This is a genomic window from Rhodopseudomonas faecalis, assembly GCF_003217325.1.
GTDB lineage: Bacteria > Pseudomonadota > Alphaproteobacteria > Rhizobiales > Xanthobacteraceae > Rhodopseudomonas > Rhodopseudomonas faecalis.
Genome location: NZ_QJTI01000002.1, coordinates 1 through 24,390, shown reverse-complemented (window position 1 = coordinate 24,390; position 24,390 = coordinate 1). Strand labels below are relative to the sequence as shown.

Annotated in this window: 26 protein-coding genes; 18 read left to right on the top strand and 8 right to left on the bottom strand. The window is 64.8% G+C overall.

What is annotated here, in order from left to right:
• The 5 genes from BJ122_RS01820 to BJ122_RS01800 all read right to left on the bottom strand — a co-directional run bounded on the left by BJ122_RS01820 (position 1) and on the right by BJ122_RS01800 (position 4,559).
• Positions 1-1,218 carry a vWA domain-containing protein gene (locus BJ122_RS01820; protein WP_110779752.1) on the bottom strand — a complete coding sequence of 406 codons (1,218 nt, stop codon included), beginning with the start codon at positions 1,216-1,218 and terminating at the stop codon, positions 1-3.
• A 426-nt stretch (positions 1,219-1,644) separates the two neighbouring features.
• Positions 1,645-2,562, bottom strand: coding sequence for an AAA family ATPase (locus BJ122_RS01815; RefSeq protein ID WP_110779471.1), 918 nt, complete (start codon positions 2,560-2,562; stop codon positions 1,645-1,647).
• Positions 2,559-3,407 carry an FAD binding domain-containing protein gene (locus tag BJ122_RS01810; RefSeq protein ID WP_110779470.1) on the bottom strand — a complete coding sequence of 283 codons (849 nt, stop codon included), beginning with the start codon at positions 3,405-3,407 and terminating at the stop codon, positions 2,559-2,561. Before BJ122_RS01810 ends, BJ122_RS01815 begins: the two co-directional genes overlap by 4 nt.
• A gap of 42 nt (positions 3,408-3,449) precedes the next feature.
• A complete protein-coding gene (locus tag BJ122_RS01805) occupies positions 3,450-3,935 on the bottom strand; it encodes a (2Fe-2S)-binding protein (RefSeq protein WP_110779469.1) in 486 nt (161 codons plus the stop codon).
• 168 nt (positions 3,936-4,103) lie between these two features.
• Positions 4,104-4,559, bottom strand: a complete 456-nt coding sequence (locus BJ122_RS01800; protein ID WP_103012586.1) for an SRPBCC family protein — start codon at positions 4,557-4,559, stop codon at positions 4,104-4,106.
• A 266-nt stretch (positions 4,560-4,825) separates the two neighbouring features.
• On the opposite strand from BJ122_RS01800, the gene pcaD reads away from it, so the two are divergent.
• Positions 4,826-5,605: a 3-oxoadipate enol-lactonase gene (gene pcaD / locus BJ122_RS01795; RefSeq protein WP_110779468.1), complete on the top strand. Its 780-nt coding sequence runs from the start codon at positions 4,826-4,828 to the stop codon at positions 5,603-5,605.
• A 187-nt stretch (positions 5,606-5,792) separates the two neighbouring features.
• Positions 5,793-5,930, top strand: a complete 138-nt coding sequence (locus BJ122_RS19110) for a hypothetical protein (RefSeq protein WP_181418849.1) — start codon at positions 5,793-5,795, stop codon at positions 5,928-5,930.
• Positions 5,931-6,024: 94 nt separating this feature from the next.
• On the opposite strand, the gene BJ122_RS01790 is transcribed toward BJ122_RS19110, so the two are convergent.
• On the bottom strand, positions 6,025-6,579 hold the full coding sequence (locus tag BJ122_RS01790; RefSeq protein WP_245407574.1) for a hypothetical protein: 555 nt from the start codon (positions 6,577-6,579) through the stop codon (positions 6,025-6,027).
• A 524-nt stretch (positions 6,580-7,103) separates the two neighbouring features.
• On the opposite strand from BJ122_RS01790, the gene BJ122_RS01785 reads away from it, so the two are divergent.
• The 5 genes from BJ122_RS01785 to BJ122_RS01765 all read left to right on the top strand — a co-directional run bounded on the left by BJ122_RS01785 (position 7,104) and on the right by BJ122_RS01765 (position 12,360).
• On the top strand, positions 7,104-8,021 hold the full coding sequence (locus BJ122_RS01785; protein ID WP_110779467.1) for an ABC transporter permease subunit: 918 nt from the start codon (positions 7,104-7,106) through the stop codon (positions 8,019-8,021).
• A gap of 12 nt (positions 8,022-8,033) precedes the next feature.
• Entirely contained in the window at positions 8,034-9,374 is a 1,341-nt protein-coding gene (livM, locus tag BJ122_RS01780; RefSeq protein WP_110779466.1) for a high-affinity branched-chain amino acid ABC transporter permease LivM, read from the top strand.
• The gene (locus tag BJ122_RS01775; RefSeq protein ID WP_110779465.1) at positions 9,371-10,207 is read left to right on the top strand and encodes an ABC transporter ATP-binding protein; all 837 of its coding nucleotides are present in this window, start codon (positions 9,371-9,373) and stop codon (positions 10,205-10,207) included. Before livM ends, BJ122_RS01775 begins: the two co-directional genes overlap by 4 nt.
• Positions 10,208-10,343: 136 nt before the next feature.
• Positions 10,344-11,087 (top strand): ABC transporter ATP-binding protein, encoded by a 744-nt coding sequence (locus tag BJ122_RS01770; RefSeq protein ID WP_110779464.1) that lies wholly within the window; start codon positions 10,344-10,346, stop codon positions 11,085-11,087.
• A gap of 157 nt (positions 11,088-11,244) precedes the next feature.
• Positions 11,245-12,360, top strand: coding sequence for a branched-chain amino acid ABC transporter substrate-binding protein (locus BJ122_RS01765; protein WP_110779463.1), 1,116 nt, complete (start codon positions 11,245-11,247; stop codon positions 12,358-12,360).
• 345 nt (positions 12,361-12,705) lie between these two features.
• Here BJ122_RS01765 and BJ122_RS01760 read toward each other — a convergent pair whose 3' ends face one another.
• On the bottom strand, positions 12,706-13,440 hold the full coding sequence (locus BJ122_RS01760; RefSeq protein WP_110779751.1) for a cytochrome c biogenesis CcdA family protein: 735 nt from the start codon (positions 13,438-13,440) through the stop codon (positions 12,706-12,708).
• A gap of 116 nt (positions 13,441-13,556) precedes the next feature.
• Here BJ122_RS01760 and BJ122_RS01755 point away from each other — a divergent pair, with 116 nt between their 5' ends.
• Complete coding sequence (locus BJ122_RS01755) at positions 13,557-14,552, top strand: P1 family peptidase (protein WP_110779750.1); 996 nt, start codon at positions 13,557-13,559, stop codon at positions 14,550-14,552.
• Between the two features lie 11 nt (positions 14,553-14,563).
• Here BJ122_RS01755 and BJ122_RS01750 read toward each other — a convergent pair whose 3' ends face one another.
• Positions 14,564-15,304, bottom strand: coding sequence for an EF-hand domain-containing protein (locus tag BJ122_RS01750; RefSeq protein ID WP_110779462.1), 741 nt, complete (start codon positions 15,302-15,304; stop codon positions 14,564-14,566).
• 242 nt (positions 15,305-15,546) lie between these two features.
• Here BJ122_RS01750 and rpe point away from each other — a divergent pair, with 242 nt between their 5' ends.
• The 10 genes from rpe to BJ122_RS01700 all read left to right on the top strand — a co-directional run bounded on the left by rpe (position 15,547) and on the right by BJ122_RS01700 (position 23,841).
• Positions 15,547-16,245, top strand: coding sequence for a ribulose-phosphate 3-epimerase (rpe, locus tag BJ122_RS01745; RefSeq protein ID WP_110779461.1), 699 nt, complete (start codon positions 15,547-15,549; stop codon positions 16,243-16,245).
• A 386-nt stretch (positions 16,246-16,631) separates the two neighbouring features.
• Positions 16,632-17,939 (top strand): adenylosuccinate lyase, encoded by a 1,308-nt coding sequence (purB, locus tag BJ122_RS01740; protein ID WP_110779460.1) that lies wholly within the window; start codon positions 16,632-16,634, stop codon positions 17,937-17,939.
• A 235-nt stretch (positions 17,940-18,174) separates the two neighbouring features.
• Positions 18,175-18,507: a type II toxin-antitoxin system TacA family antitoxin gene (locus BJ122_RS01735; protein WP_110779459.1), complete on the top strand. Its 333-nt coding sequence runs from the start codon at positions 18,175-18,177 to the stop codon at positions 18,505-18,507.
• A complete protein-coding gene (locus tag BJ122_RS01730) occupies positions 18,492-19,001 on the top strand; it encodes a GNAT family N-acetyltransferase (RefSeq protein WP_110779458.1) in 510 nt (169 codons plus the stop codon). Before BJ122_RS01735 ends, BJ122_RS01730 begins: the two co-directional genes overlap by 16 nt.
• Positions 18,991-19,548, top strand: coding sequence for an MOSC domain-containing protein (locus BJ122_RS01725; RefSeq protein WP_110779457.1), 558 nt, complete (start codon positions 18,991-18,993; stop codon positions 19,546-19,548). Before BJ122_RS01730 ends, BJ122_RS01725 begins: the two co-directional genes overlap by 11 nt.
• Before the next feature lie 84 nt (positions 19,549-19,632).
• On the top strand, positions 19,633-20,469 hold the full coding sequence (murI, locus tag BJ122_RS01720) for a glutamate racemase (RefSeq protein WP_110779456.1): 837 nt from the start codon (positions 19,633-19,635) through the stop codon (positions 20,467-20,469).
• A 143-nt stretch (positions 20,470-20,612) separates the two neighbouring features.
• Positions 20,613-20,999: a cupin domain-containing protein gene (locus BJ122_RS01715; protein WP_027278001.1), complete on the top strand. Its 387-nt coding sequence runs from the start codon at positions 20,613-20,615 to the stop codon at positions 20,997-20,999.
• Between the two features lie 34 nt (positions 21,000-21,033).
• Entirely contained in the window at positions 21,034-21,876 is an 843-nt protein-coding gene (locus tag BJ122_RS01710; protein WP_245407573.1) for an acyltransferase, read from the top strand.
• Between the two features lie 179 nt (positions 21,877-22,055).
• Positions 22,056-22,673, top strand: coding sequence for a 30S ribosomal protein S4 (gene rpsD, locus BJ122_RS01705; RefSeq protein WP_110779455.1), 618 nt, complete (start codon positions 22,056-22,058; stop codon positions 22,671-22,673).
• A 100-nt stretch (positions 22,674-22,773) separates the two neighbouring features.
• On the top strand, positions 22,774-23,841 hold the full coding sequence (locus tag BJ122_RS01700) for a threonine aldolase family protein (protein ID WP_110779454.1): 1,068 nt from the start codon (positions 22,774-22,776) through the stop codon (positions 23,839-23,841).
• Positions 23,842-24,390: the final 549 nt, after the last annotated feature.

The window sequence follows — 24,390 nt, the reverse complement described above, 5'->3', positions numbered from 1 at the left end:
TTAAGCCGCCGATCGGATCAGCGTGCGGTGATGCGGCGGCGGCGGCGCGGACAGCGCCTCGACCAGCGCGTGCATCGAGGTGAGGTTATGCACTGGGCGAAATTCGTCAACGTGCGGCAGCATCATTTTGATGCCCTGCGCCTTGGCTTCAAAGCCGGCATAGCGCAGCAGCGGATTGAGCCAGATCAGCCGCCGGCACGAGCGATGTAGCCGGTCGATCTCGAATGCCAGTTGGCCGTCGGCGTCGCGTTCCAGCCCGTCGGAAATCAGCAGCACGATCGCGCCCTGGCCGAGCACGCGCCGGCTCCACAACTTGTTGAAGGCGTGCAGCGAGGCCGAGATGCGCGTGCCGCCGGCCCAGTCCTCGACCGCGGCGGTGCAGCTTTGCAGCGCGTCGTCCGGATCGCGGGCGCGCAGCGCGCGGGTGACATTGGTCAGCCTTGTGCCGAACAGAAAGGTCGAGACCCGTTTGCGATCATCGGTGATGGCGTGCAGGAAATGCAGGAACAGCCGCGTGTATTCGCTCATCGAGCCGGAAATATCGAGCAGCGCCACGATCGGCGATGGCTTGTCGAGCGGGCCGAGCTTGCGGATATCGACGATCTCGCCGCCGGCGCGCAGCGACGCGCGTAGCGTGCGGCGCAGATCGAGCCGCCGGCCGTGCCGGTCGGGCGCCTGGCGGCGCGTGCGCAGCTCGGCCTGCGGCAACCGCATCTTGGCGATCGCGCGCGTCACCTCGGCGATCTCGGCCGCGCTCATCTGCGCAAAATCCTTCTTCTGCAGCACTTCATGATCAGACACCGACAGCCGCAGTTCCTGCTGCTCCTCCGCCTTGTCGATCGCTTGGCTGGCCTGCGCCAACGCCTCCTGCACGCGGCGCGACGCTGGCGGCGGCTTCTTCTTGGCGTGATCGGGCAGCGGGATCGAATCCAGCATGTGCTGCCATTCCTCGGCGGCGCGGAAGAACAGTTCAAAGGCCTGCGCGAAAATCAGCACATGTTCGTGGCGCTTGACGAAGATTGATTGCAGCGTCGCATAGACATCGGCACGGCAGCCGACATCGATCAGTTGCAGCGCCTGCAGCGCGTCGATCACCGCACCGGGCCCGACCGGCAATCCCGCCGCCCGCAACGCGCGCGCGAAGCCGACCACATTGTCGGCCATCATGCCGGTCGGCGGATTGAGGTGGTCGATCATTCCGGTCGGGATACGCTGCATTTTGATACGGTCCACACCTCACTCAGCGCTGCTTGCGCCATCTGTTAATTCGTGATTCCGGGGCGCACCGAAGGTGCGAACCCGGAACCTCGATCGTCTATGCCGCATCCAGATTCCGGGTTCGCGAGCTATCGCTCGCGCTCCGGAATGACGAGCTTGTGGCGAGTGCACCTGTCGCTGCGCACCGCCCTTCTACGCGCACGGCCTTGCTCACCTCTCCCCGCTTGCGGGGAGAGGTCGATCCGGCGGAGCGCAGCGAAGTCGGATCGGGTGAGGGGGCGCTTCCGCACAGGCGAGCGGCTGCGACAAATCGAAACGCCCCCTCACCCCAGCCCTCTCCCCGCAAGCGGGGAGAGGGAGCAGGCCGCCTGCTTGGTGAGCATCGTGGCTTCGCATCGGCGCGGGAGAACGCCCACGCCGCCTCAGCTATTGCGCCGTCGCCTCCTTCACCAGCTTCTGCATGGTATCGCCCTGCATGCGGGCGATGTCGTCCTGATATTTCAACAGCGCGCCGAGCGTATCGCCGACCAGTTGCGGCGTCAGGCTGCGGGCGTCGAGTTCGGTGAGCGCGGTCGCCCAATCGAGCGTTTCGGCAACGCCGGGCGATTTGTAAAAATCCTGCGCGCGCAGCGCCTGCACGAACGCCACCACCTGCGCCGACAGCGCCGCGGAAATGCCCGGCACCTTCGATTTGACGATCGCCAATTCGCGCTCGGCGCTCGGATAATCGACCCAGTGATACAGGCAGCGCCGCTTGAGCGCGTCATGAATCTCGCGGGTGCGATTGGAAGTGACGATCACGATCGGCGGGTGCGGCGCCGCGATGGTGCCGAACTCCGGTATCGTCACCTGAAAATCGGACAGCACTTCGAGCAGATAGGCCTCAAAGGCCTCGTCGGCGCGGTCGAGCTCATCGATCAGCAGCACCGGCGCGCCGCTGACCTCCGGCTCCAGCGCTTGCAGCAATGGCCGCTTGATCAGATAGCGCTCGGCAAAAATATCGGCGGCGAGCCGGTCGCGATCGGTGTCGCCCGCTGCTTCCGCAAGCCGGATCGCGATCATCTGCGCCGCGGTGTTCCACTCATAGACCGCAGACGCGATGTCGAGCCCTTCATAGCATTGCAGCCGGATCAAGCGGCGGCCGAGCGCGGCGGCCAGCACCTTGGCGATCTCGGTCTTGCCGACCCCGGCCTCGCCTTCCAGAAACAGCGGCCGTCCCATGCGCAGCGCCAGAAACGTCACGGTGGCGAGCGCGCGTTCGGCAAGATAGCCATTGGCCGTCAGCAGCGCCAAGGTGGCATCGACCGAAGCCGGCAGCAAGGCAGGCGGGGCAGCGCTGGTCATGACGCCGGCTCCAGCGCCGCGGGCTGCGCAGCTACTTTGTCAGGCCGCGCCTGCGCCGCCTCGACCGCGCGCCGCGTCAGCACCGCGATCAGATGCGCGCGATAGGTCGCGCTGCCGTGTAGATCGCTGGTCAGGCCATCCGCCGCCACATGCAGGCCGCCCAGCATTTTTGGATGAAAGCGCTTCTGCAACGCCGCCTCGGCCGCGCTCAGCCGGAATACGCCGTCGGCGCCAGCGCCGGTGACCGCAACGCGCACGTCAGACGGCCGCTTGGCGACGAACACCCCAACCAGCGCATAGCGCGACGCTGGATTGCGGAACTTGCAATAGGCGGCCTTCTTCGGCACCGGCAGCATGATCTTGGTGATGATCTCGTCCGGATCGAGCGCGGTGGTGAACAGCCCCTGGAAGAACTGATCCGCTTTCAGGCGGCGCTTGCTGGTGACGATGGTGGCGCCGAGCGCCAGCGCCGCGGCCGCGTAGTCCGCGGCCGGGTCGTTATTAGCGAGCGAGCCGCCGATCGTGCCCCTGTGGCGCACCGCGGGATCGCCGATCTCGGCCGCCAGTTCCGCCAGCGCGGGGATCGCCGCCTGCACCGTGTCCGACGCGGCCACTTCGGCATGCGTGGCAGCGGCGCCGATCGTCAGCGCGCGGCCCTGCATTGCGATCTCGCCGAGCCCTTCGATATGCGACAGATCGACCAGATGCGGCGGTGCGGCCAGACGCTGCTTCATCACCGGCAGCAACGTATGGCCGCCGGCGATCGGCCGCGCTTCCTCATGCTTGGCGAGCAAGTTCGCCGCCTGCCGCACGGTCGCCGGACGATGATATTTGAACGGGTACATGCGGCTCCTTTCGCTCGGCCGGATCGAGTTGTTGGCGCCTTGCTACGCAGCACCGCGCGGCGCCATCGCCTTGGCGCCGGCGGCAATCGCCATCACGATGTTCTGATAGCCGGTGCAGCGGCACAGATTGCCTTCCAGCTCATCGCGGATCGTTTGCTCCGACAGTTCGTGGCCCTTGCGCTGCACCAGATCGACCGCGGTCATGATCATGCCCGGCGTGCAGTAACCGCATTGCAGGCCGTGATGTTCGTAAAACGCCTGCTGCATCGGATGCAGCGCCGCGCCATCCGGCGCCAGCCCTTCGATGGTGACGACCTCGTGACCATCGGCCATCACCGCCAGCGTGGTGCAGGACTTCACTGCCTTGCCGTCGAGATGCACCACGCAGGCGCCGCATTGCGAGGTGTCGCAGCCGACATGGCTGCCGGTCAGCCGCAACTGCTCGCGCAGAAACTGCACCAGCAGCGTGCGCGGATCGACATTGGCGGTGACCGCCCGACCATTCACGGTGAGGGAAATTTTGGCCATCGGTGTTCTCTAAGTCGGCGCCGCCATGGGCGACGCAAGGACGGCGAAGGATGGACTGCGCCGCGGCGACGGCGCAGCACGTACGTGAAGGCCAACCATGTGCAGCACCGCGCGCGAGTGCGGTGCCGTGCGGCGGCCGGTGTTCATGAGCAGCGGCCCTCCGTCTCTTCAGGTTTGCGGCTGCACCGCCTTGCTGAAATTAGCGAAGAACTCATCGGCGAGTTTCTTCGCCGAACCATTGATGAGACGCTGGCCGAGCTGCGCCAGCTTGCCGCCGATATGGGCTTCGACATTGTAGGACAGTAGCGTGCCGCCCTCGTGATCGGATAGTCCGACCGTGGCGCCGCCTTTGGCGAAACCGGCAACGCCACCCTCGCCTTCCCCGGTGATCTTGTAGGCTTTGGGCGGGTCGAGATCGGACAGGATGACTTTGCCTTTGAAGCGCGCCGACACCGGGCCGACCTTGAGCTTGGCGACCGCGCGAAAGCCGCTGTCGTCCTCAGTCCGCTCCAGTTCCTCACAGCCGGGAATGCAGGCTTTCAGCACCTCTGGATCGTTGAGCTTGGTCCAGACCAGCTCCGGCGATCCGATAAGCCGCACCTCGCCGCTCATCGTCATCGTCATTGCAATCCTCCCTGGGATCGCCGCCTTTTTTCGGCGACTGTTACCCAAGTAAAGCATGCCTTCCGGAAAAGAAAAAGCTTGGCAGAATCACGTCAATGCCGCATCGCGGCAAACAAGCACGACCGATGGCCGGGGATCGCCGCGCCGCTGGCCGCAGCTTTGATAGCGCCCGTTGTCCGCAGCAGCGCGGCGGCTATGCTCCACCGGCTGCGCCGCGGGCGATCGGACCGCTCCGTCAGCCAGCGCCTGCGACCTGGAGAGCCCCAATGCCCCTGATCGATGCCGACGGTTGCCTTCTCAACGTTTCGGTCGAGGGCCGTGATGGCGCCCCGACGCTGATGCTGTCGAACTCGCTCGGCTGCCGGCTCGAGATGTGGCAACCGCAGATGAAGGCGCTGACGCAGCTGTTCCGCGTGGTGCGTTACGATCGCCGCGGCCACGGCAAGTCGCAGGTCACCGGCCCTTACTCGTTTGAACGGTTCGGGCGCGATGCCCTCGCCATTCTCGACGATCTCAATATCGACAAGGTGCATTGGTGCGGGCTGTCGATGGGCGGCATGGTCGGGCAATGGCTGGCTGCCAATGCCCCGGAGCGCATCGACCGGCTGATCCTCGCCAACACCACTTGTTACTATCCCGATCCGGCCCCGATGAAGAACCGCATCCCGCTGGTGCGTGACGGCGGCATCGCGGCGATCGCCGACACCGTGATCAACAACTGGCTGACCGAGGATTTTCGCGAGCGCGAGCCGCAGGCCACCGCCAATCTCAAGGCGATGCTGCTCGCCACCCCGGTCGAGGGCTATATCGGCTGCTGCGAGGCGCTGAGCACGCTTGATCATCGCGAGCTTTTGCCCAAGATCGACAAGCGCACGCTGGTGATCGCGGGGCGCCACGACAATTCGACGCCGGTTGCCTCCGCCGAATTCATGCGCAGCCGCATCCCCGGCGCGTCGATGACACTGCTCGATGCCGCGCATATTTCCAACATCGAACAGCCGCATGCTTTCGTCGATGTGGTGATCGGCTTCCTGACGCAGCGCTAGCCAAGGTACGGTCAAGGTACGGTCAAGGTACGGTCAAGGTACGGTCAAGGTACGGTAACGGCTTGAACGCGCAGCGCCTCGCAATGCTACAAGGGGCGCTGGCAAGAAGCTGTTAACCATTCGGTGCTCAGCTCGCCGTAGAAGGCGCCCACCAATCTGGTGTCGGCGTCAGCCTACGGAGGCAATCATGCCGACCGGACTCGTCATTCACGACTTAAACTCGTTCCTGTGCATCATCGCCGCACTGACCATTCCGGTGCTGCTGATGGGAACGACCCTGGCCCTGGCCAAGCTCGAAGCCCGCCATCTGCGTTCGCGCCGCTGATCAGCGGCGCAGCCTGCCAGCCTGCGGATCTCCGCAAGCCATCTTAAGCGGCGTGGTGTTTCGATTGCGCCGAAGCAAGTAGCCGTGCGCGACGTCAGGCCGCGTGCGGCTGCGGTTCGGGGTGCATGCCCTGGAACGCGCTCGCCGACACGTTGATCGGGAGGTTGTCCTCGACCACGTCGCGGCTGGCGAGCAGCGGCGGCTCCAGCGCCATCAGCGAAATGCCGCCCAGCATCAGCAGTAGCTCGGTGGCGTGCAAACGCAGCGCCTCGTGCTCGCCGACCAACGACGCCATCACCATGCTGGCGAAGCTGATCAGGCTGCCGATCCCGAGCGCAAAGCCCAGCGCCTCTTCGCCGCCGCGCGCCTTGCGGATCGACGCGCGCGCGGTCAGCACCACGAACACCGCAAAGAACGCCACCACGGTCAGCTTGGCGAGTGCCAGCAGCCAGGCGGCGCGCACGGTATAGAGTCCGGCCAGATGCAGATGGTCGTTGACGAACAGCGCCACCGACACGCTCTGGCGCTCATAGAAGCCTTGCACCGGCGAAACGATGATCTGACCCGCCGGGATCACCCAGGCCGGAACGAAGTAAGCCGCCAGCAAAGCGCCGTTAATGGTGCTGATGCGCCAATGATTGGTTTCCATGGCTGCTCTCCTGTCGGCCGCGCCGCTCCACTCACTATTCCGGGAAACGCGGGCCCAAGGTAACCGCAGGTTAACCCTGCGCGGCAATGGTAACGCTTTGTTAACCTTAACGCTTAACCATTTGTTGACCATATTTGCCAAAATCGGCAACAAAATACCACCAAAGCCGCACTGCTCGCTTCGCCGGGCGGCGCGGGCTGTGGATCCAAGCCGCCATCGGTCATTGAGACCGGCACTCACTCAGAATCGGTCATGAGGTAGCCGGCGCTGCGGACTGCGGCGGCAGGCCACGGCTATTGCAGCGCAGCAGATGTGCATGGCGCGATCAGCCGCGGTTGCCGCCCCCGATCACCACTGTTACAAAACTCGGTAGTCGACGCTTAACTGAGTTGCGCGGACGACATGGCGAGGAACACGCGGCGAGGACTACGCGGCAGGAAATCGGTACTCGTCTTGCATGCTCCTTGCTGCGGCAGGACCGGCCAGCCGGCTGGGACGATGTGACGACCGGAACTTAGAAACACATGGATTATTTCGCCCAGCAACTGATCAACGGCCTGGTGCTCGGCTCGATCTACGGTCTGATCGCGATCGGTTACACCATGGTCTATGGCATCGTCGGCATGATCAACTTCGCCCATGGCGACATCTTCATGATCGGCGGCTTTATCGCTCTCATTACATTCCTGGTGCTGGTGTCGTTCGGGCTGACCATGGTCCCGGTGATCCTGCTGGTGGTGTTGCTGGTATCGATGGCGGTGACAGCGCTATACGGCTGGACCGTGGAGCGGATCGCCTACCGGCCGCTGCGGCAATCGTTCCGGCTGGCGCCGATGCTGTCGGCGATCGGCATGTCGTTCGTGCTGATGAATTTCGCGCAGGTGTCGCAGGGCGCCCGGGTCAAGCCGGTGCCGCCGATCGTCACCGGCGGCTACACCCTGCACGAAGGTTCCGACGGTTTCGTCGTTCAGGTGTCGAACGTGCAGATCCTGGTGGTAATCACCACCGTGCTGCTGCTCGGAATCTTCACCTGGATGGTGTCGCGCACCCGGCTCGGGCGCGACATGCGCGCCTGTGAGCAGGACCAGACCATGGCGGCGCTGCTCGGCGTCGATGTCGATCGCACCATCTCGATGACCTTCGTGATCGGCGCGGCGCTCGCCTCGGTCGCCGGTATGATGTACCTGCTGTATTACGGCCTGGTCGACTTCTTCATGGGCTTCCTCGCCGGCATTAAGGCGTTCACCGCCGCGGTGCTGGGCGGCATCGGCTCGCTGCCCGGCGCCATGCTCGGCGGGCTGTTGATCGGATTGATCGAAACGCTGTGGTCGGCCTATTTCTCGGTCGAGTACAAGGACGTCGCGGCGTTCTCGATCCTGATCATCGTGTTGATCTTCATGCCGACCGGCCTGCTCGGCCGCCCCGAAGTCGAAAAAGTCTGATCGGTGGCGCCCGTGGTAAGCCCTGTACCTGCCGCCGCCGTCGCCTCTGCCGCCAACACCGGCGCAGCCAAGACCGGCGTTGCTTTCATTCTGAAAAAGTCCCTGATCAGCGCCCTTGTGGCGCTGGTTCTATTTTCACTGATGATCGGTGTGCGCACCGAGGTCGGCACCGCCGGGCAGTTGATCTATTGGACGCGGTTCGGCGAACTCGCCGCGATCGTCGGCGCGGTGTTCGTCGGTTCGATCGTGATCGAATTGCTGCGCGGCTGGATCGGCCCGCGCGAAGGCGTGCAGCTGCCGCAGGGCGTGCAGCGCGGCCTGTCCTGGGCCGGGCGGCTGATCGGGCCGGCGGCGCTGGTGTTCGCGCTGCTGCTGCCGGTGATTTTCTACGACCAGCGCTACATTCTCGATCTGGCGATCCTGGTGCTGACCTACATCATGCTCGGCTGGGGCCTGAATGTGGTGGTCGGCCTCGCCGGCCTGCTCGACCTCGGCTATGTGGCGTTCTATGCGGTCGGCGCCTATTCCTACGCGCTGCTCGCCACCAATTTCGGCCTGTCGTTCTGGATCTGCCTGCCGCTCGCCGGCATCCTCGCCGCGTTCTGGGGCATCCTGCTCGGGTTCCCGGTGCTGCGGCTGCGCGGCGACTATCTGGCGATCGTGACGCTGGCCTTCGGTGAGATCATCCGGCTGGTGCTGCTCAATTGGCAGGATCTGACCGGCGGCCCCAACGGCATCAGCGGCATTCCGCGGCCGACGCTGTTCGGCATCCCGCTGTCGTCGGGCGAAGATGGCCTGGCCGCTCGGCTCGGCATCGAGTTCTCGCCGACCCACCGCATCGTGTTCCTGTTCTATCTGATCCTCATCCTGGCGCTGATCACCAACTGGGTGACGATCCGGCTGCGGCGGCTGCCGATCGGCCGCGCCTGGGAGGCGATGCGCGAGGACGAAGTGGCGTGCCGCGCGCTCGGCATCAACATCACCACCACCAAGCTGACCGCGTTCGCCACTGGCGCGATGTTCGGCGGTTTTGCCGGTGCATTCTTCGCGACCCGGCAAGGCTTCATCTCGCCGGAATCCTTCACCTTCCACGAATCGGCGCTGGTGCTGGCGATCGTGGTGCTGGGCGGCATGGGCTCGCAGCTTGGCGTCGCGATTGCCGCGGTGACGCTGATCGGCGGTTTCGAGCTGTTCCGCGGCCTCGATCAATACCGCATGCTGGTGTTCGGCATGGCGATGGTGCTGCTGATGATCTGGCGGCCGCGCGGCCTGGTCGGCCACCGCGCGCCGACCGTGTTCCTGGAACACAACCGCGCGATTGCGGCCGACATGGTCAAGGAAGGGCGCGGATGAGCAACGATCACATCCTCGTCGTCGACCAGCTGATGATGCGCTTCGGCGGCATCATTGCCGTCGGCGGGCTGTCCTTCGCCGCCAAGCATGGCGAGATCACCGCGCTGATCGGCCCGAACGGCGCCGGCAAGACCACGGTGTTCAACTGCATCACCGGCTTCTACCGGCCAAGCGGCGGCGAGCTGCGGCTGACCCATCCTGATGGCGCCACGTTTCAGCTTGAGAAGCTCAACGATTTCCGGATCTGCAAGATCGCCAAAGTGGCGCGCACCTTCCAGAATATCCGGCTGTTTCCCGGCATGACCGCGCTGGAAAACCTGATGGTGGCGCAGCACAACGCCTTGATGCGCGCCTCCGGCATGACCTTGCTCGGGCTGTTCGGCGTGCCGTCCTGGCGCGCGGCCGAGCAGCGCGCCATCGACCGCGCCAAATTCTGGCTCGACCGGGTCGGGCTGGTCGCGCGCGCCGACGATGCCGCCGGCAACCTGCCCTATGGCGATCAGCGCCGCCTGGAAATTGCGCGCGCAATGTGCACCGAGCCGGCGCTGCTGTGCCTCGACGAGCCGGCCGCCGGCCTCAATGCCCGCGAAAGCGCCGGGCTCAACGAATTATTGCTGTCGATCCGCGCCGAGCACGGCACCTCGGTGCTGCTGATCGAACATGACATGAGCGTCGTCATGGAAATTTCCGATCATGTGATCGTGCTCGATCACGGCACCAAGATCGCCGACGGCACGCCGCGCGCGGTGCGTGACGATCCGAAAGTGATCGCCGCTTATCTCGGCGTCGAGGATGACGAAGTGGCCGCGGTCGAGCGGGAGTTGGGTCAGTGAGCCGCACGCGTCATCATCCACCGTCATGCCCGGCCTTGTGCCGGGCATCCACGACTTTGCTGCGAACCGCGGGAGAAGACGTGGATGGCCGGGACAAGCCCGGCCATGACGAAAGCAAGCGTGGCAAGGTCGCGCCATGACCTCTTCTTCAGTTCCCCTCCTGAAAATCGAAAACCTGCGCGCCGCCTATGGCAAGATCGAAGCGCTCAAGGGCGTCGATCTCGACATCGCGCAAGGCGAGATCGTGGCGCTGATCGGCGCCAACGGCGCCGGCAAATCGACGCTGATGATGTCGATCTTCGGCAAGCCACGCGCCAAGGCCGGCCGCATCCTGTTTGATGGAGCCGACATCACCGCGATGCCGACCCATCTGATCGCCAAGCTGCGCATTGCGCAATCGCCGGAAGGCCGGCGCATCTTCCAGCGCATGACGGTGGCGGAAAACCTGCAGATGGGCGCCGATGTCTGCCCGACCACCGACGCGGAACGCGACGCGGCGCTGGAGCGAGTGCTGAAACTGTTCCCGCGGCTGCGCGAACGCTACACCCAGCGCGGTGGCACGCTGTCGGGCGGCGAGCAGCAGATGTTGGCGATCGGCCGCGCCTTGATGAGCCGGCCGCGGCTGCTGCTGCTCGATGAGCCCTCGCTCGGCCTTGCACCCTTGATCGCCCGGCAAATCTTTGACGCGATCCGCATGCTCAATGCCCAGGACGGCCTGACCGTGCTGATCGTCGAGCAGAATGCCAACCACGCGCTGCGGCTGGCGCATCGCGGCTATGTGATGGTCAACGGCCTGATCACCCTGAGCGGTAGCGGCCGCGAACTGTTGCAGCGGCCGGAAGTGCGCGCTGCTTACCTCGAAGGCGGCCGCCACGGATGACGCGGCGCTGCTGCGGCAACAAGCGTCATCGGCACCCATGCGCTGGCCGCATTTTGCCGATGACTTGGCAAAAATTTCAGCGGAAACTGCTCGGCAATTTCGAGCCCGGCGCCCCGGGCAAACTCACAATTTCGTCCATCATTGACAGGATTGGCCCATGACATCGATTAAGCTCTTCGGCCTGGCGCTCGGCGCGACGCTCGCGCTGTCGACCACGGCATTCGCTCAGGACATCAATGTAGCGGTCGCCGGGCCGATGACCGGCTCGGAAGCCGCGTTCGGCCGGCAACTCGCCAACGGCGCTGACCTCGCGGTCGCCGACCTCAACGCGGCCGGCGGCGTGCTCGGCAAGAAACTAGTGCTGCAAACCGGCGACGACGCCTGCGATCCGAAACAGGCGCGCTCGGTCGCCGAGAAGCTGGCCAGCGCCAAGGTTCCGTTCGTCGCCGGCCATTTCTGCTCGTCGTCGTCGATCCCGGCGTCGGAAGCCTATGCCGACGGCAATGTGCTGCAGATCACCCCGGCCTCCACCAATCCGTTGTTCACCGAACGCAAGCTGTGGAACGTGCTGCGCATCTGCGGCCGTGACGATCAGCAGGGCGGGGTCGCGGCCGAGTACATCTTGAAGCACTTTAAGGGCAAGAACATCGCGATCCTCAACGACAAGACTACCTACGGCAAGGGGCTCGCCGACGAGACCAAGAAGGCGCTGAACAAGGCCGGTGTGCAGGAGAAGATCTTTGAGTCCTACAACAAGGGCGACAAGGACTTTAACTCGATCGTGTCGCGCCTGAAGCGCGAGAACATCGATCTGGTCTATATCGGCGGCTACTATCTGGAAGCCGGCCTGATCCTGCGCCAGATGCGCGACCAGGGCCTGAAGACGGTGATGATGGCGGGCGACGCCATGAACGACCGTGAATTCGCCTCGATCACCGGCCCGCTCGCGGCAGGCACGCTGTTCACCTTCGGCCCCGATCCGCGCAACAAGCCGACCGCCAAGGCGATCGTCGAAAAGTTCAAGGCCAAGAACGTCGATCCCGAAGGCTACACGCTCTACACCTATGCCGCGTTCCAGGTGTGGTCGCAGGCCGCGACCAAGGCCGGCACTACCGATCCGAAGAAGGTGATGGCCGCGATCAAGGCCGGCGAGTGGGACACCGTGCTCGGCAAGCTGTCGTTCGACGCCAAGGGCGACATCAAGATGATCGACTACGTCGTCTACAAGTGGGACGACAAGGGCAACTACGCCGAAGTGGCCGCTGAAAACTAATAATTCCGCACGTGATGGCCGGGCGCGTCCCGGCCATCTGTTATACCAACGGCTCCTACCATTGACACGTCATGCCCGCGCTTGTCGCGGGCATTCACGTCTTGAAAGCGCTGCAAGATCAAAGACGTGGATGGCCGGGACGGAGCCCGGCCATGACATGCGGATGGGGTGGTATCAATTTCCGTTGGTCTTAAGCGATCAGGCGCGGGCCATTCGGTTCGCGCCTTTTTGTTGGCGATCGTTGTCGGGCGATCGCCTCGCCGCAGGACTCAATACCAACGGCGATTGGTACCAAACCCGCCCGCGACAAGCGCGGGCACGGTTCATGGGTGGGAGCCTATGGCATCAGCCGAAATTGCCGAGCGCCGGAAAGGTTTCCAGCAGCCAGATCGAGGCATGGCTGACCGCGCCGGTCAGGAAGCCGATGCCGGTCAGGATCATCAGCACGCCCATGATGCGTTCCACGGTGACGAGATGGCGCTTCATGCGCGCAAACAGCGTCGAGAACTGATCGACCATCAGCGCCGCCAGCAGGAACGGAATGCCAAGCCCGGCGGAATACACCGCGAGCAGACCGGCGCCCTTGGCAACGGTGGCTTCGGCGGCAGCGACCGACAAAATCGCGGCCAGGATCGGGCCGATGCACGGCGTCCAGCCAAACGCGAACGCCAGGCCCATCACATAAGCACCCCACAACCCGACGGGCTTGGGAATGGTCAGCCGGCCCTCGCGCATCAACAGCCCGATCCGGGTCAGGCCGAGGAAATGCAGCCCCATGATGATGATGACGATGCCGGCGGCGATCGACAATTCCGCCGACCAGGTGCGGATCAGGCTGCCGACCAGGCTGGCGCTGGCGCCAAGCGCGACGAACACCGTGGAGAAGCCGAGCACGAACATCAGCGCCGCGACCAGCACCGCGCGGCGCGACGCCGACGGCGTTTCGCCGGTCGCGACATGCTCGATCGTGGCCCCGGTCAGATAGATCAGGTAGGGAGGCACCAGCGGCAGCACGCAGGGCGACAGAAAACTGACGAGACCAGCAAGCAGCGCGGCAGGGATCGTGACGTCATGGATCATGCCCGCTAGATGCACTGCAATCGCGGCCTGATGCAAGGCTTGGCGGCCGCTCGCGCCGAGTTGTGATCAAGCGAGCAGACAGGTACCACTGCATGTCGCAGCTGGGAGAGACGCCCATGAAAAATCTGCTCACCGACATTGCCGGCGTCAAAGTCGGCCACGCCGACGATGCCCGTGTTGCTTCCGGCGTCACCGCGATCGTGTTCGATCGGCCGGCGGTGGCCTCGATCGATGTGCGCGGCGGTGGCCCTGGCACCCGCGAATGCGCGCTGCTCGATCCGGTCGCCACGGTGGAGACCATCGACGGATTGGTGCTGTCCGGTGGCTCCGCGTTCGGACTCGATGCCGGCGCCGGCGTCCATGCCTGCCTCGCGGCGCAAGGCCGCGGCTTTCAGGTCGGCGGCATCTCGATTCCGATCGTGCCCGGCGCGATCATGTTCGATCTGCTCAATGGCGGCGACAAGAACTGGGGGCAGTACCCGCCCTATCGCGAGCTGGGCTATGCCGCCGCGGCGGCGGCCAGCGATGATTTTGCGCTCGGCAGCGTCGGTGCCGGGCTCGGCGCCACCACCGCGACGCTGAAAGGCGGCCTCGGCTCGGCCTCCGCCGAAACGCCGGATGGCGTGCGGGTCGGCGCGCTGGCGGTGGTCAATGCCGTCGGCAATGTCACCATTGGCGATGGCCCGTGGTTCTGGGCGGCGCCTTATGAAATCGATGGCGAGTTCGGCGGCTGCGGCCTGCCGCCACGTTTTACGCCCGAGATGCTGGCGATGCGCATCAAGGGCGCGGCCGCCGCCAAGGCTGGCGAGAACACCACGCTGGTCGCGGTGGTCACCGATGCCGCGCTTACCAAAACCCAGGCCAAGCGGCTGGCGATGATGGCGCAGACCGGCTTTGCCCGCGCCATCTATCCGGTGCATGTGCCGCTCGATGGCGACGTGGTGTTTGCTGCCGCCACCGGCGACAAGAAGGTCGATCCCTTGGTCGGGCTCACGGAGCTTGGCATGATCGCCGCCAACACCGTGGCGCGGGCGATCGCGCGCGGCGTCTATCACGCCAGCGCGCTGCCGTTCCCGGATGCGCAGCCGGCGTGGCGCGACCTATTCGGCTAAGCTCAGCGCGCTCAGGCGCTCAGCGACAGCGTCGAGGCGTTTTGCGCCAAAATCGCGTTGGACTGGCGCTGGATCAGCTGTTCGACGTAGTTGTAGGACGACGTCGCCGCCGATGATGCGCTCGACGCCGCGGAGGTCATGGTGACCTTGGAGCCGTCGGCATAGCTCACTGTGGTGGTGGAGCTGCCATCGCTGTTCTGAGTGGTAGCGGTGCTGGCGCCCTGCAGGCCGCGCATCACCGCATCGGCATTGCCCTGGCCTTCGAAGGACGGATGGTGATGGCCCTTGCCCTTCATCACCACCGACAGCTCATCCAGGCTGAGCGCGCCGTCGCCATCCTTGTCGAGCTTGCCAAACACCTTGTCGGCATTGGCGAGATTGGTGCCGCCGGCGCCGAGCTTGTCCTCGAACTCGCTCTTGCTGATCGCGCCGTCGCTATTGCCATCGAGCATCGCGAACAGTTTCTTGAGCGGACTGGCGCGGCTGCTGTCGGTGGAATGCGACAAGTTCGCCTGCTCGCTTTGCAGCGAGAACAGGCTGGTCATGGTGCTGCTCGACAGAAGCTGGCTCTGCCCCGAGTTCCCCCGGCCCCATGGTGTCTCGGTGTCCGAGAATGGCGATTTGCTGGCGCTGGAGGATGAGGGCAGATCGAAGCTGGTATCGCGCGCCTGACGCGATTGCTTCGAGGAGGACGACGTCAGCGAATTGAGGAGATCGAGCGCCGAAGAAGCGGCAATGAAGGCTGGCAACATGACAAGCTCCGAACTCTGCCGCGGCGCGGCGCCCCATTCCCTGCCACCAGCCTTGCAAGCCGCGCGCCATCCAAAAGCACAGTAAAATCAGAGCCATTGAATGCATTCTCACCCGCCCAACCGGGTAAACACTGCCCCCGCGGCAGAATGTGCCGACTGTTTGCTTTCGCTTCCGATTGCTCACCGCCGATCTGGCGTGGTACGCGAAAGCCCCCTTCCCAGCCTGTTAGGTCATAGCCGCCATGTCCTCGTTCCCGCTCCGCCCGCTTGCCATTGCGCCGTCGATCCTGGCCTCGGACTTCTCGAAACTCGGCGAGGAGGTGCGCGCCATCGACGAGGCCGGCTGCGACTGGGTGCATCTCGACGTGATGGACGGCCATTTCGTGCCGAACATTTCGTTCGGCCCCGACGTGATCAAGGCGATGCGGCCGCACAGCAAGAAGGTGTTCGACGTCCATCTGATGATCGCGCCGTGCGATCCCTATCTGGAAGCGTTCGCCAAGGCCGGCTGCGACATCATCACCGTGCACGCCGAGGCTGGCCCGCATTTGCACCGCTCGCTGCAGGCGATCCGCGCGCTCGGCAAGAAGGCCGGCGTCTCGCTCAACCCCGGCACCCATCCGAGCGCGATCGAATATGTGCTCGATGACATCGATCTGGTGCTGGTGATGTCGGTGAACCCGGGCTTTGGCGGCCAGGCGTTCATCCCGTCCGCGGTCGAGAAGATCCGCCAGGTGCGCGCCATGGTTGGCAACCGGCCGATCGACATCGAGGTCGATGGCGGCGTCAACGACAAGCTGGCCGGCCAGCTCGCCGCTGCCGGCGCCAACGCGCTGGTCGCCGGTTCGGCGGTGTTCAAGGGCGGCACGCTGGAAGCCTACAAGGCCAATATCGACGGCATCCGCAAGGCGGCGATGGCCGCGCGCGGCGAAGTGGCGTAAGGCCCCCTCGCTTCACACGATTTTCTGCACTTGCAGGCGCCCGCCGATTGGCGGTCGTTTTCATTTTGTCATCGCCAGTTCGTGTGCCGCGGCGATCTCCCCTCCCCCCGCGGAGCGAAGCGCAGTGGCGGGGAGGGGTCGGGGGTGGGGGGCTCTTGCCTTCGCCAAAAGCGGCGAGATGATCTGACCGGATGAAGCCCCCCACCCGGCCGGCTGCGCCGGCCACCCTCCCCACCGCTACGCGGGGGGAGGGAAAACTCCCTACCCACGCCCCTGCCCCACGCCCCTACCTCTCACCTCCCGCCCCCGTTCGCCCCAAAGGGTGGCCTCGCCCGGCGCGATCTGCTAAAGCGCGGCCAAATTCCCCCCACACCCAAGAGTCTGTGATGATCCCGCGCTATACCCGTCCGGAAATGGCTGCCATTTGGGAGCCTTTGACCCGCTTCAAGATCTGGTTCGAGATCGAGGCCCACGCCGCCGACGCCCAGGCGGCGATCGGCGTGATCCCGAAGGAGGCTGCCGAGGCGATCTGGAAGGGCGGCAAGGACGCCGCGTTCGACGTCGCGCGCATCGACGAGATCGAGCGCGAGGTGAAGCACGACGTCATCGCGTTCCTGACCCATCTGGCTGAATTCGTCGGGCCGGAATCGCGGTTCGTGCACCAGGGCATGACCTCGTCGGACGTGCTCGACACCTGCTTTAACGTGCAGCTGGTGCGCGCGGCCGACATTCTGATCGCCGATATCGACCGGGTGCTGGCGGCGCTGAAGAAGCGCGCTTTCGAGCACAAGCTGACCCCGAGCATCGGCCGCTCGCATGGCATTCACGCCGAGCCGGTGACGTTCGGCCTAAAATTGGCTTACGCCTATGCCGAGTTCAGCCGCGCCCGCGAACGCATGGTGGCGGCACGCAAGGAAGTCGCGACCTGCGCGATCTCCGGCTCGGTCGGCACGTTCGCCCATATCGATCCGCGCGTCGAAGAACACGTCGCCAAGTCGATGGGCCTCACTTTGGAGCCGATCTCCACCCAGGTGATCCCGCGCGACCGCGCCGCGATGTATTTTTCCACGCTGGCGGTGATCGCCTCCTCGGTCGAGCGGCTGGCGGTCGAGATCCGTCATCTGCAGCGCACCGAAGTGCTGGAAGCCGAGGAGTATTTCTCGGAAGGCCAGAAGGGTTCGTCGTCGATGCCGCACAAGCGCAACCCGGTGCTGACCGAGAACCTGTCCGGTCTCGCCCGCATGGTGCGCGCCTACTCGCTGCCGGCGCTGGAAAACGTGGTGCTGTGGCACGAGCGCGATATCTCGCACTCCTCGGCCGAACGCATGCTGGCGCCCGACGCCACCGTGACGCTGGACTTCATGCTCAACCGCCTTGCCGGCGTGATCGAGAAGCTGGTGATCTATCCGGACAATATGCGCGCCAATCTCGACAAGCTCGGCGGGTTGATCCACTCGCAGCGCATGCTGACCGCGCTGACCCAGAAGGGTTGCTCGCGCGAAGAATCGTACAAACTGGTGCAGCGTAACGCGATGCCGGTGTGGCGCGGCGAAGGCGAGTTCCAGACGCTGCTCAAGAACGACGAAGGCGTGAAGAAGTACATGACCGACGCCGAGATCGCCGAGCAGTTCGACCTCGACTATCACTTCAAGCACGTCGACACGATCTTCGAGCGCGTGTTCGGCGAGAAGTGAGGCCATCGGGTCGTCTCAATGACCGTGATACCCGCGCTTGTCGCGGGTATGCACGTCTTAAAATCGCTGCAGGATCAAAGACGTAGAGGGCCGGGACGAGCCCGGCCATGACGTGTGGGTTGGTATCAATCGCCGTTGGTATGGATTGAGCTGAGAACACCCTCGCCCGCTGTTGCGAGGAGACGCAGCCGCACCTCCGTATTGACATTGTAGATACAGGCCCCATGTTGGTGCCATGGCAAAGCACCGTCCCTCATCGCCGGAAACACCCGTCGCCGTCGCGGAGCGCGGTTCCGTGCCCGAGACCAAGGGCAGCATCAATCTGCGCATCGAGGCGCAGACCCGCCAGCTGATCGATGATGCGGCGGCAGTCCTCGGCAAGACCCGCACCGAATTCATGATCGACAGCGCACGGCGCGAGGCAATCGACGTGCTGCTCGATCAGCGGCTGTTCATGCTCGATGCCGAGCGCTACGACGCGTTCATGCACGCGCTCGACCATCCGCCGGCCCCCGGACCGAAACTGCGCACGCTGCTGCGCCGAGTGCCGTCATGGCAGAAGAGTTAGGCGGCGGGCGCACGCCTTGCCGCTATTCGGCGCCGCAGCCGCTGACCGCGGCGCATGACCTGTCCGCCTTTGATTGCGGCGAGCCTGTGCTGAACGACTGGCTGCGCCAGCGTGCGCTGAAAAACGAAAGCCGGTTTTCGCGCACTTACGTCGTGTGCGAGGGTGCGCAAGTCGTCGGTTATTTCTGCATCTCGGCCGGCGCGGTTCAGCGCAAGGCTGCGCCTAGCACCATCCCGGTGTCGGTGATCGGTCGGCTGGCGGTCAGCCGCGATCATGCCGGCCAAGGGCTCGGCGCCGATCTGCTCGCGGACGGGCTGCGCCGGATCGCGCTGGCCGCGCAGAGCATCGGCATTGGCGCCGTGCTGGTCCACGCCAAAGATGACGCGGCAAAACGCTTTTATCTGCGCTGCGCCGAGTTTATCGAATACCCGGCCGACAGCCGGACGCTGTTTTTGCCGATCGAAACCGTGATGGCTGCATTCGATGACCAATGACCTGACTGGGCCCCGCGTGGTGGCCGTGGCCGCGCGGCCCGGCCATCATTTTAGCAAAACCCCGTGCCTCAGCATCCATCTGAGCGCCGGGCTCGGCGTCGATGGCGACGGCCATCGCGGCGTCACGGTCAAGCACCGCTCGCGGGTGCGCAAGGACCCGACGCTGCCCAATCTGCGCCAGGTACATCTGATCCATGCCGAGCTATTCGACGAGGTGCGCGCCAAGGGATTTGCCGTCGCGCCCGCCGATCTGGGCGAGAACATCACCACTTCCGGCATCGCGCTATTGGCGCTGCCGACCGGCACCAAGCTTGCGATCGGCGACAGCGCGGTGGTGGAGATCACCGGGCTGCGTAATCCCTGCGTGCAGATCGACCAGTTTCAGAGCGGCTTGATGCACGCTTTGCTCGACCGCGACGCCGATGGCAACCTGATCCGCAAGGCCGGGGTGATGGCGATTGTGCATAGCAGCGGCGAGGTGCGCCCCGGCGATCAGATCGAGATCACGCTGCCGGACGGCCCTCATCAACCGTTACAGCCGGTCTGACGGCAAAATGCCCTATTCTGACCACGCTCCGGGCTCACAGCAGACTGCAACCCGCTGGTAACAACATTGCAATAAATTTTCAGGATGTCGGTCATTCCAACCATTCTGGTGTTCGACTCCGGGCTGGGCGGCCTCACGGTGCTGCGCGAGGTGGTCAGGGCCCGGCAGGATGCCAACTACGTCTACGTCGCCGACGACGCCTTTTTCCCCTACGGCCAACACAGCGAAGACGCCATCATCGGCCGCGTGGTGCCGTTGATCGGCGAGCTGATCGACCGGCATGCCCCCGATCTGGTGGTGATCGCCTGCAATACCGCTTCAACCCTGGTGCTGGCGCATCTGCGCGCCGCCTATCGCGTGCCATTCGTCGGCACGGTACCGGCGATCAAGCCGGCCTGCGCCCGCTCGGTCAGCAAACAGGTGTCGGTGCTCGGCACCCGCGGCACGGTGCAGCGCGAATACACCAAGGCGCTGATTCGCGATTTCGCCAAGGATTGCGCGGTAACGCTGGTCGGCTCCGCGCATCTGGCGTCGCTCGCCGAAGCCTCGCTCGGCGGTGATCCGGTCGCCGATGAGCTGATCCGCGCCGAAATCGCGCCGTGCTTCATCGCCGCTTCCGAGGCTGGACCGCGCACCGACACCGTGGTGCTGGCCTGCACCCATTACCCGCTGCTGCGCCAGCGGCTGATCGCACTCGCGCCCTGGCCGGTGGAATGGATCGACCCGGCGCCGGCGATCGCGCGCCGCGTCGCCAATCTGCTCAACGGGGTCGCCGGCTGCGCCCCGCAGGCCAGCGCCGCGATGATCATGACCTCGGGCCGGCAGCCGCCGCCGGCGCGCATCCTGCTGCCGTTCTTCGGCGAGCGGCTTGTGGCACCGCACAGCAACCAACGGCTTCCGCAAGCCGGATTGCACTGCTAAAGCCATTTTGAGCGGACCCGGTCCGGTTCGCGCCAAGAGAACGCACCAAGCGTCTGACAACACGGAAACAATCTGGGGCATCCGGGGCCGATTTTATCTGAACCGCAAAATGCTCTAGTGTGCCGGAGAGAGGAATTGCTCAAATGAAGCGCATTTTTTTGGTGTTTGCGGCCACGATCGTGACCTTCGCCGGCGTTGCGCTGGCACAGCAGCCTGGCGTGAAGCGCACGCCGCTGCAGAAGGTCGAGTTCCCTGATGGCTATGTCACTGTCAGCGGTCTGGCCGAATTGCCGGTCGGCGGCAGCATCGGCCGTCACACCCATCCCGGCATCGAGACCGGCTATCTGCTGGAAGGCGAAGCGGTGATGAGCATCGACGGTCAGCCCGACAAGCATCTCAAGGCCGGCGATTCCTACGCCATCCCGGCGGGCGTGGTGCACGACGCCAAGGTCCATGGCGACAAGAACGCCAAGGTGATGGCGGTGTGGGTGGTCGACAAGACCAAGCCGCTGTCCTCGCCGGCGCCTTGAGCGCGTGGGCGTGCCTGGCTTGGAGCGGTGACAGATGCGCGGCAAGATGAAGAAGGTGTCGCTACCGCGGCGCTTCATCATTGATCTGATGCGCGCCTCGCAGCGCGTGCCGCTGATTACCCTGCAGCGGCATCTCGACCTTAGCGTTCTTGCCGAAGCGCATCGCGCGGCGGCGGTGCGCCCGGGCTGGGCGGCGATCTTTGCCAAAGCGTTCTGCCTGGTGGCGCGCGATCAGCCGATCCTGCGCACCCTGTTCATCAAATGGCCCTGGGCGCATTTCTACGAGCTGCCGCAGAGCGTCGGCATGATCGCCATAGCCCGCCGTGAAGACGGCGAGGACTGCGTGCTGATGCAAAAGATCAGCGCCGCCGATGAACTGACGCTGGCGCAGGTCGATGCCGAGATCCGGCACGCCCAGACCGCCCCCATCAAGGATGTGCCAGCATTTCGGCGGATGATGCGGCTGACGCGGCTGCCGCTGCCGATCCGGCGGCTGGCCTGGGCGTTCGGCCTCAACAGCGGCCGGCAGCATGCCAATTATGCCGGTAGCTACGGCATCACTTCAGTGTCGGCGTTCGGCACCGGCTCGCTGCACGCGCTCAGCCCGGGCCCCTATCTGATCAGCTATGGACGGTTGGAGCCTGACGACCGCATGGAGGTGATCATCCGCTGGGATCACCGCGTCACCGACGCGGCGATGATCGCCACCACCCTGACCAAGCTCGAAGCGGTACTGAACGGCGCCATCGCCGACGAATTGCGGGCCGGCGTTTGGCGGGGCCATGCCGAAGCGCCCAAGGCTGACCAGCGCATGGTCTCAGCGAATGATCAGAGCGGCGCGCGGCGCGACCGCCTGAGTGCCCCGTTGCCGAATTGACTCCCGCGCCGCGACCGCCTAGAACGACGCTGCAACGCGGGCCGATTTCGGCCCGCGTTGCGTTTCGCGACCCGTGGTCCTCCCCTTAAGCTTTAAGGAGAGACCTGTCGGCAAGGGGCCTTGGCCCTGAGCGTAGGAGGGCGCGTTTCCTCACCATTATCAGCATCTTAGAGGACGCGATGACAAAGCGCAGTGAAGCGAAGTACAAAATTGACCGCCGTATGGGCGAGAACATCTGGGGTCGTCCGAAGAGCCCGGTGAATCGCCGCGAATACGGCCCCGGCCAGCACGGCCAGCGCCGCAAGGGCAAGCTCTCCGACTTCGGCGTTCAGCTGCGCGCCAAGCAGAAGCTCAAGGGCTATTACGCCAACATTTCCGAGCGTCAGTTCCACGCCATCTACGTGGAAGCGACCCGTCTGAAGGGTGACTCGGGCGAGAACCTGATCGGCCTGCTCGAGCGCCGCCTCGACGCCGTGGTGTATCGCGCCAAGTTCGCCGCCACCATGTTCGCCGCGCGCCAGTTCATCAACCACGGCCACATCAAGGTGAACGGCCGCCGCGTGAACATCGCCAGCTATAAGGTCAAGGTCGGCGACGTGATCGAGGTCAAGGAATCCTCGAAGCAGCTCGCGATCGTGATGGAAGCCTCGCAGCTCGCCGAGCGCGACGTGCCCGACTACATCGAAGTCGATCACCACAAGATGACCGCGAAGTTCGTGCGCATCCCCAATCTGTCGGACGTGCCGTTCGCCGTTCAGATGGAGCCGCATCTGATCGTCGAATACTATTCGCGCTAATCGGTCGAAAACATTCACACCGACGAATTCGGGCCCCGGCTTTGCCGGGGCCTTTTTCGTTCCTACATCGGTTGTGGGGGTGCAACCGCGCTGAGGACAGATGGCCTACACTCCGATACCGAGCGACCATTCGCTGCCGCCGATCCACATCAACCTGTTGTCCGACACCCAGACCAGGCCGGTGCCGGCGATGCGCGCGGCGATGGCGAGCGCCGAGGTCGGCGACGAACAGATCGGCGACGATCCCACCGTCAATCGGCTGTGCGAGCGGGTGGCCGAGCTGCTCGGCAAGGAATCTGCGGTGTTCATGCCCTCGGGTACGATGTGCAACGTCACCGCGACGCTGGCGGTGTGCCGCCCGGGCGATGAGATTCTGGCCCATGACAGCGCGCATATCCTGTCGCGCGAAGGCGGCGCCCATGCCGCACTCGGCGGCTTTCAGATCATTGGGCTGCGCGGCCCCGGCGGGCAGTTCAGCCTCGCGACCTTTCAAGCGGCGCTGCATCCGCGCAACCGCTATCAGCCGCCACAGACCATGGTCAGCGTCGAGCAGACCGCCAATCTCGGCGGCGGCACGATCTGGCCGCAGCACGCGCTCGACGAGATCGCGATCGCCGGCAAGGCGGCAAAGCTGCATACCCATATCGACGGCGCCCGGCTGCTGAACGCCACCATCGCCACCGGCATCGCGCCAAGGCGCATGGTGCAGCATTGGGATTCGGTGTGGATCGATTTCAGCAAGGGTCTTGGCGCGCCGATCGGCGCGGCGATGGCCGGCAGCCGCGATTTCATCGACGAGGTCTGGCGCTGGAAGCAGCGGCTCGGCGGCGCGATGCGCCAAGCGGGCGTGTGCGCGGCGGCGGCGCTGTATGCGCTCGATCATCACGTCGAGCGGCTCGCCGTCGATCACGACAACGCACGGGCGCTGGCTAGCGGGCTGTCGCAGATCGCCGGCATGGAGGTGCGGCAGCCAGAGACCAATCTGGTGTTCTTTGATCCCAGCGGCAGCGGCGTCAGCGGCCCCGATCTCGTCAGCCAGCTGCGCGGCCAAGGCGTGCTGCTGGCGATGATGGACGACCGGGTCCGGGCCTGCACCCATCTCGATGTCAGCAGCGCCATGATCGAGGAAACCGTCGGCTTGGTGCGCGACATCGTCCGCGCGGCGTGAGGTAGCAACTAACACGTAGCCCGGATGGAGCGCAGCGTAATCCGGGAGTTTCACAGATTTGTAGGGCGGGTTAGCGCGAAGCGCGTAACCCGCCGAAAAGCGTCGATGTGACGGCATGTGATGGCGGATGACGCTTCGCTCATCCCTACGAGCTCTACGAATGCCAAAAGGATAAGCACAGCGAATGCGATCGGCCCCCTTTCCTTCTCCCCTGGTGGGAGAAGGTGGCGCAGCGCAGCTGCGCCGGATGAGGGGGCTCGACGCATGATGCGTCCCCTCACCCGCCTTCGATGCTACGCATCTCAGGCACCCTCTCCCACAAGGGGAGAGGGAAAGAACGTGCCACACGGCGACGCATCACTGACTACGTCCTCAATGACCGCTCCATCACCACGGTTGTCGGAGGCCATCGCAAGAATGGCGTAGATGAGGTCGGCCTTGTAGCCATCAGCCCGTAGCAACCATTAGAGCGCGGTGTGGTTTTCGACCCATGGCGAGCCGCGCTGGACGACGGTGTTTGCGTAGATGAGGAGTTTGCGAGCGCAGGCG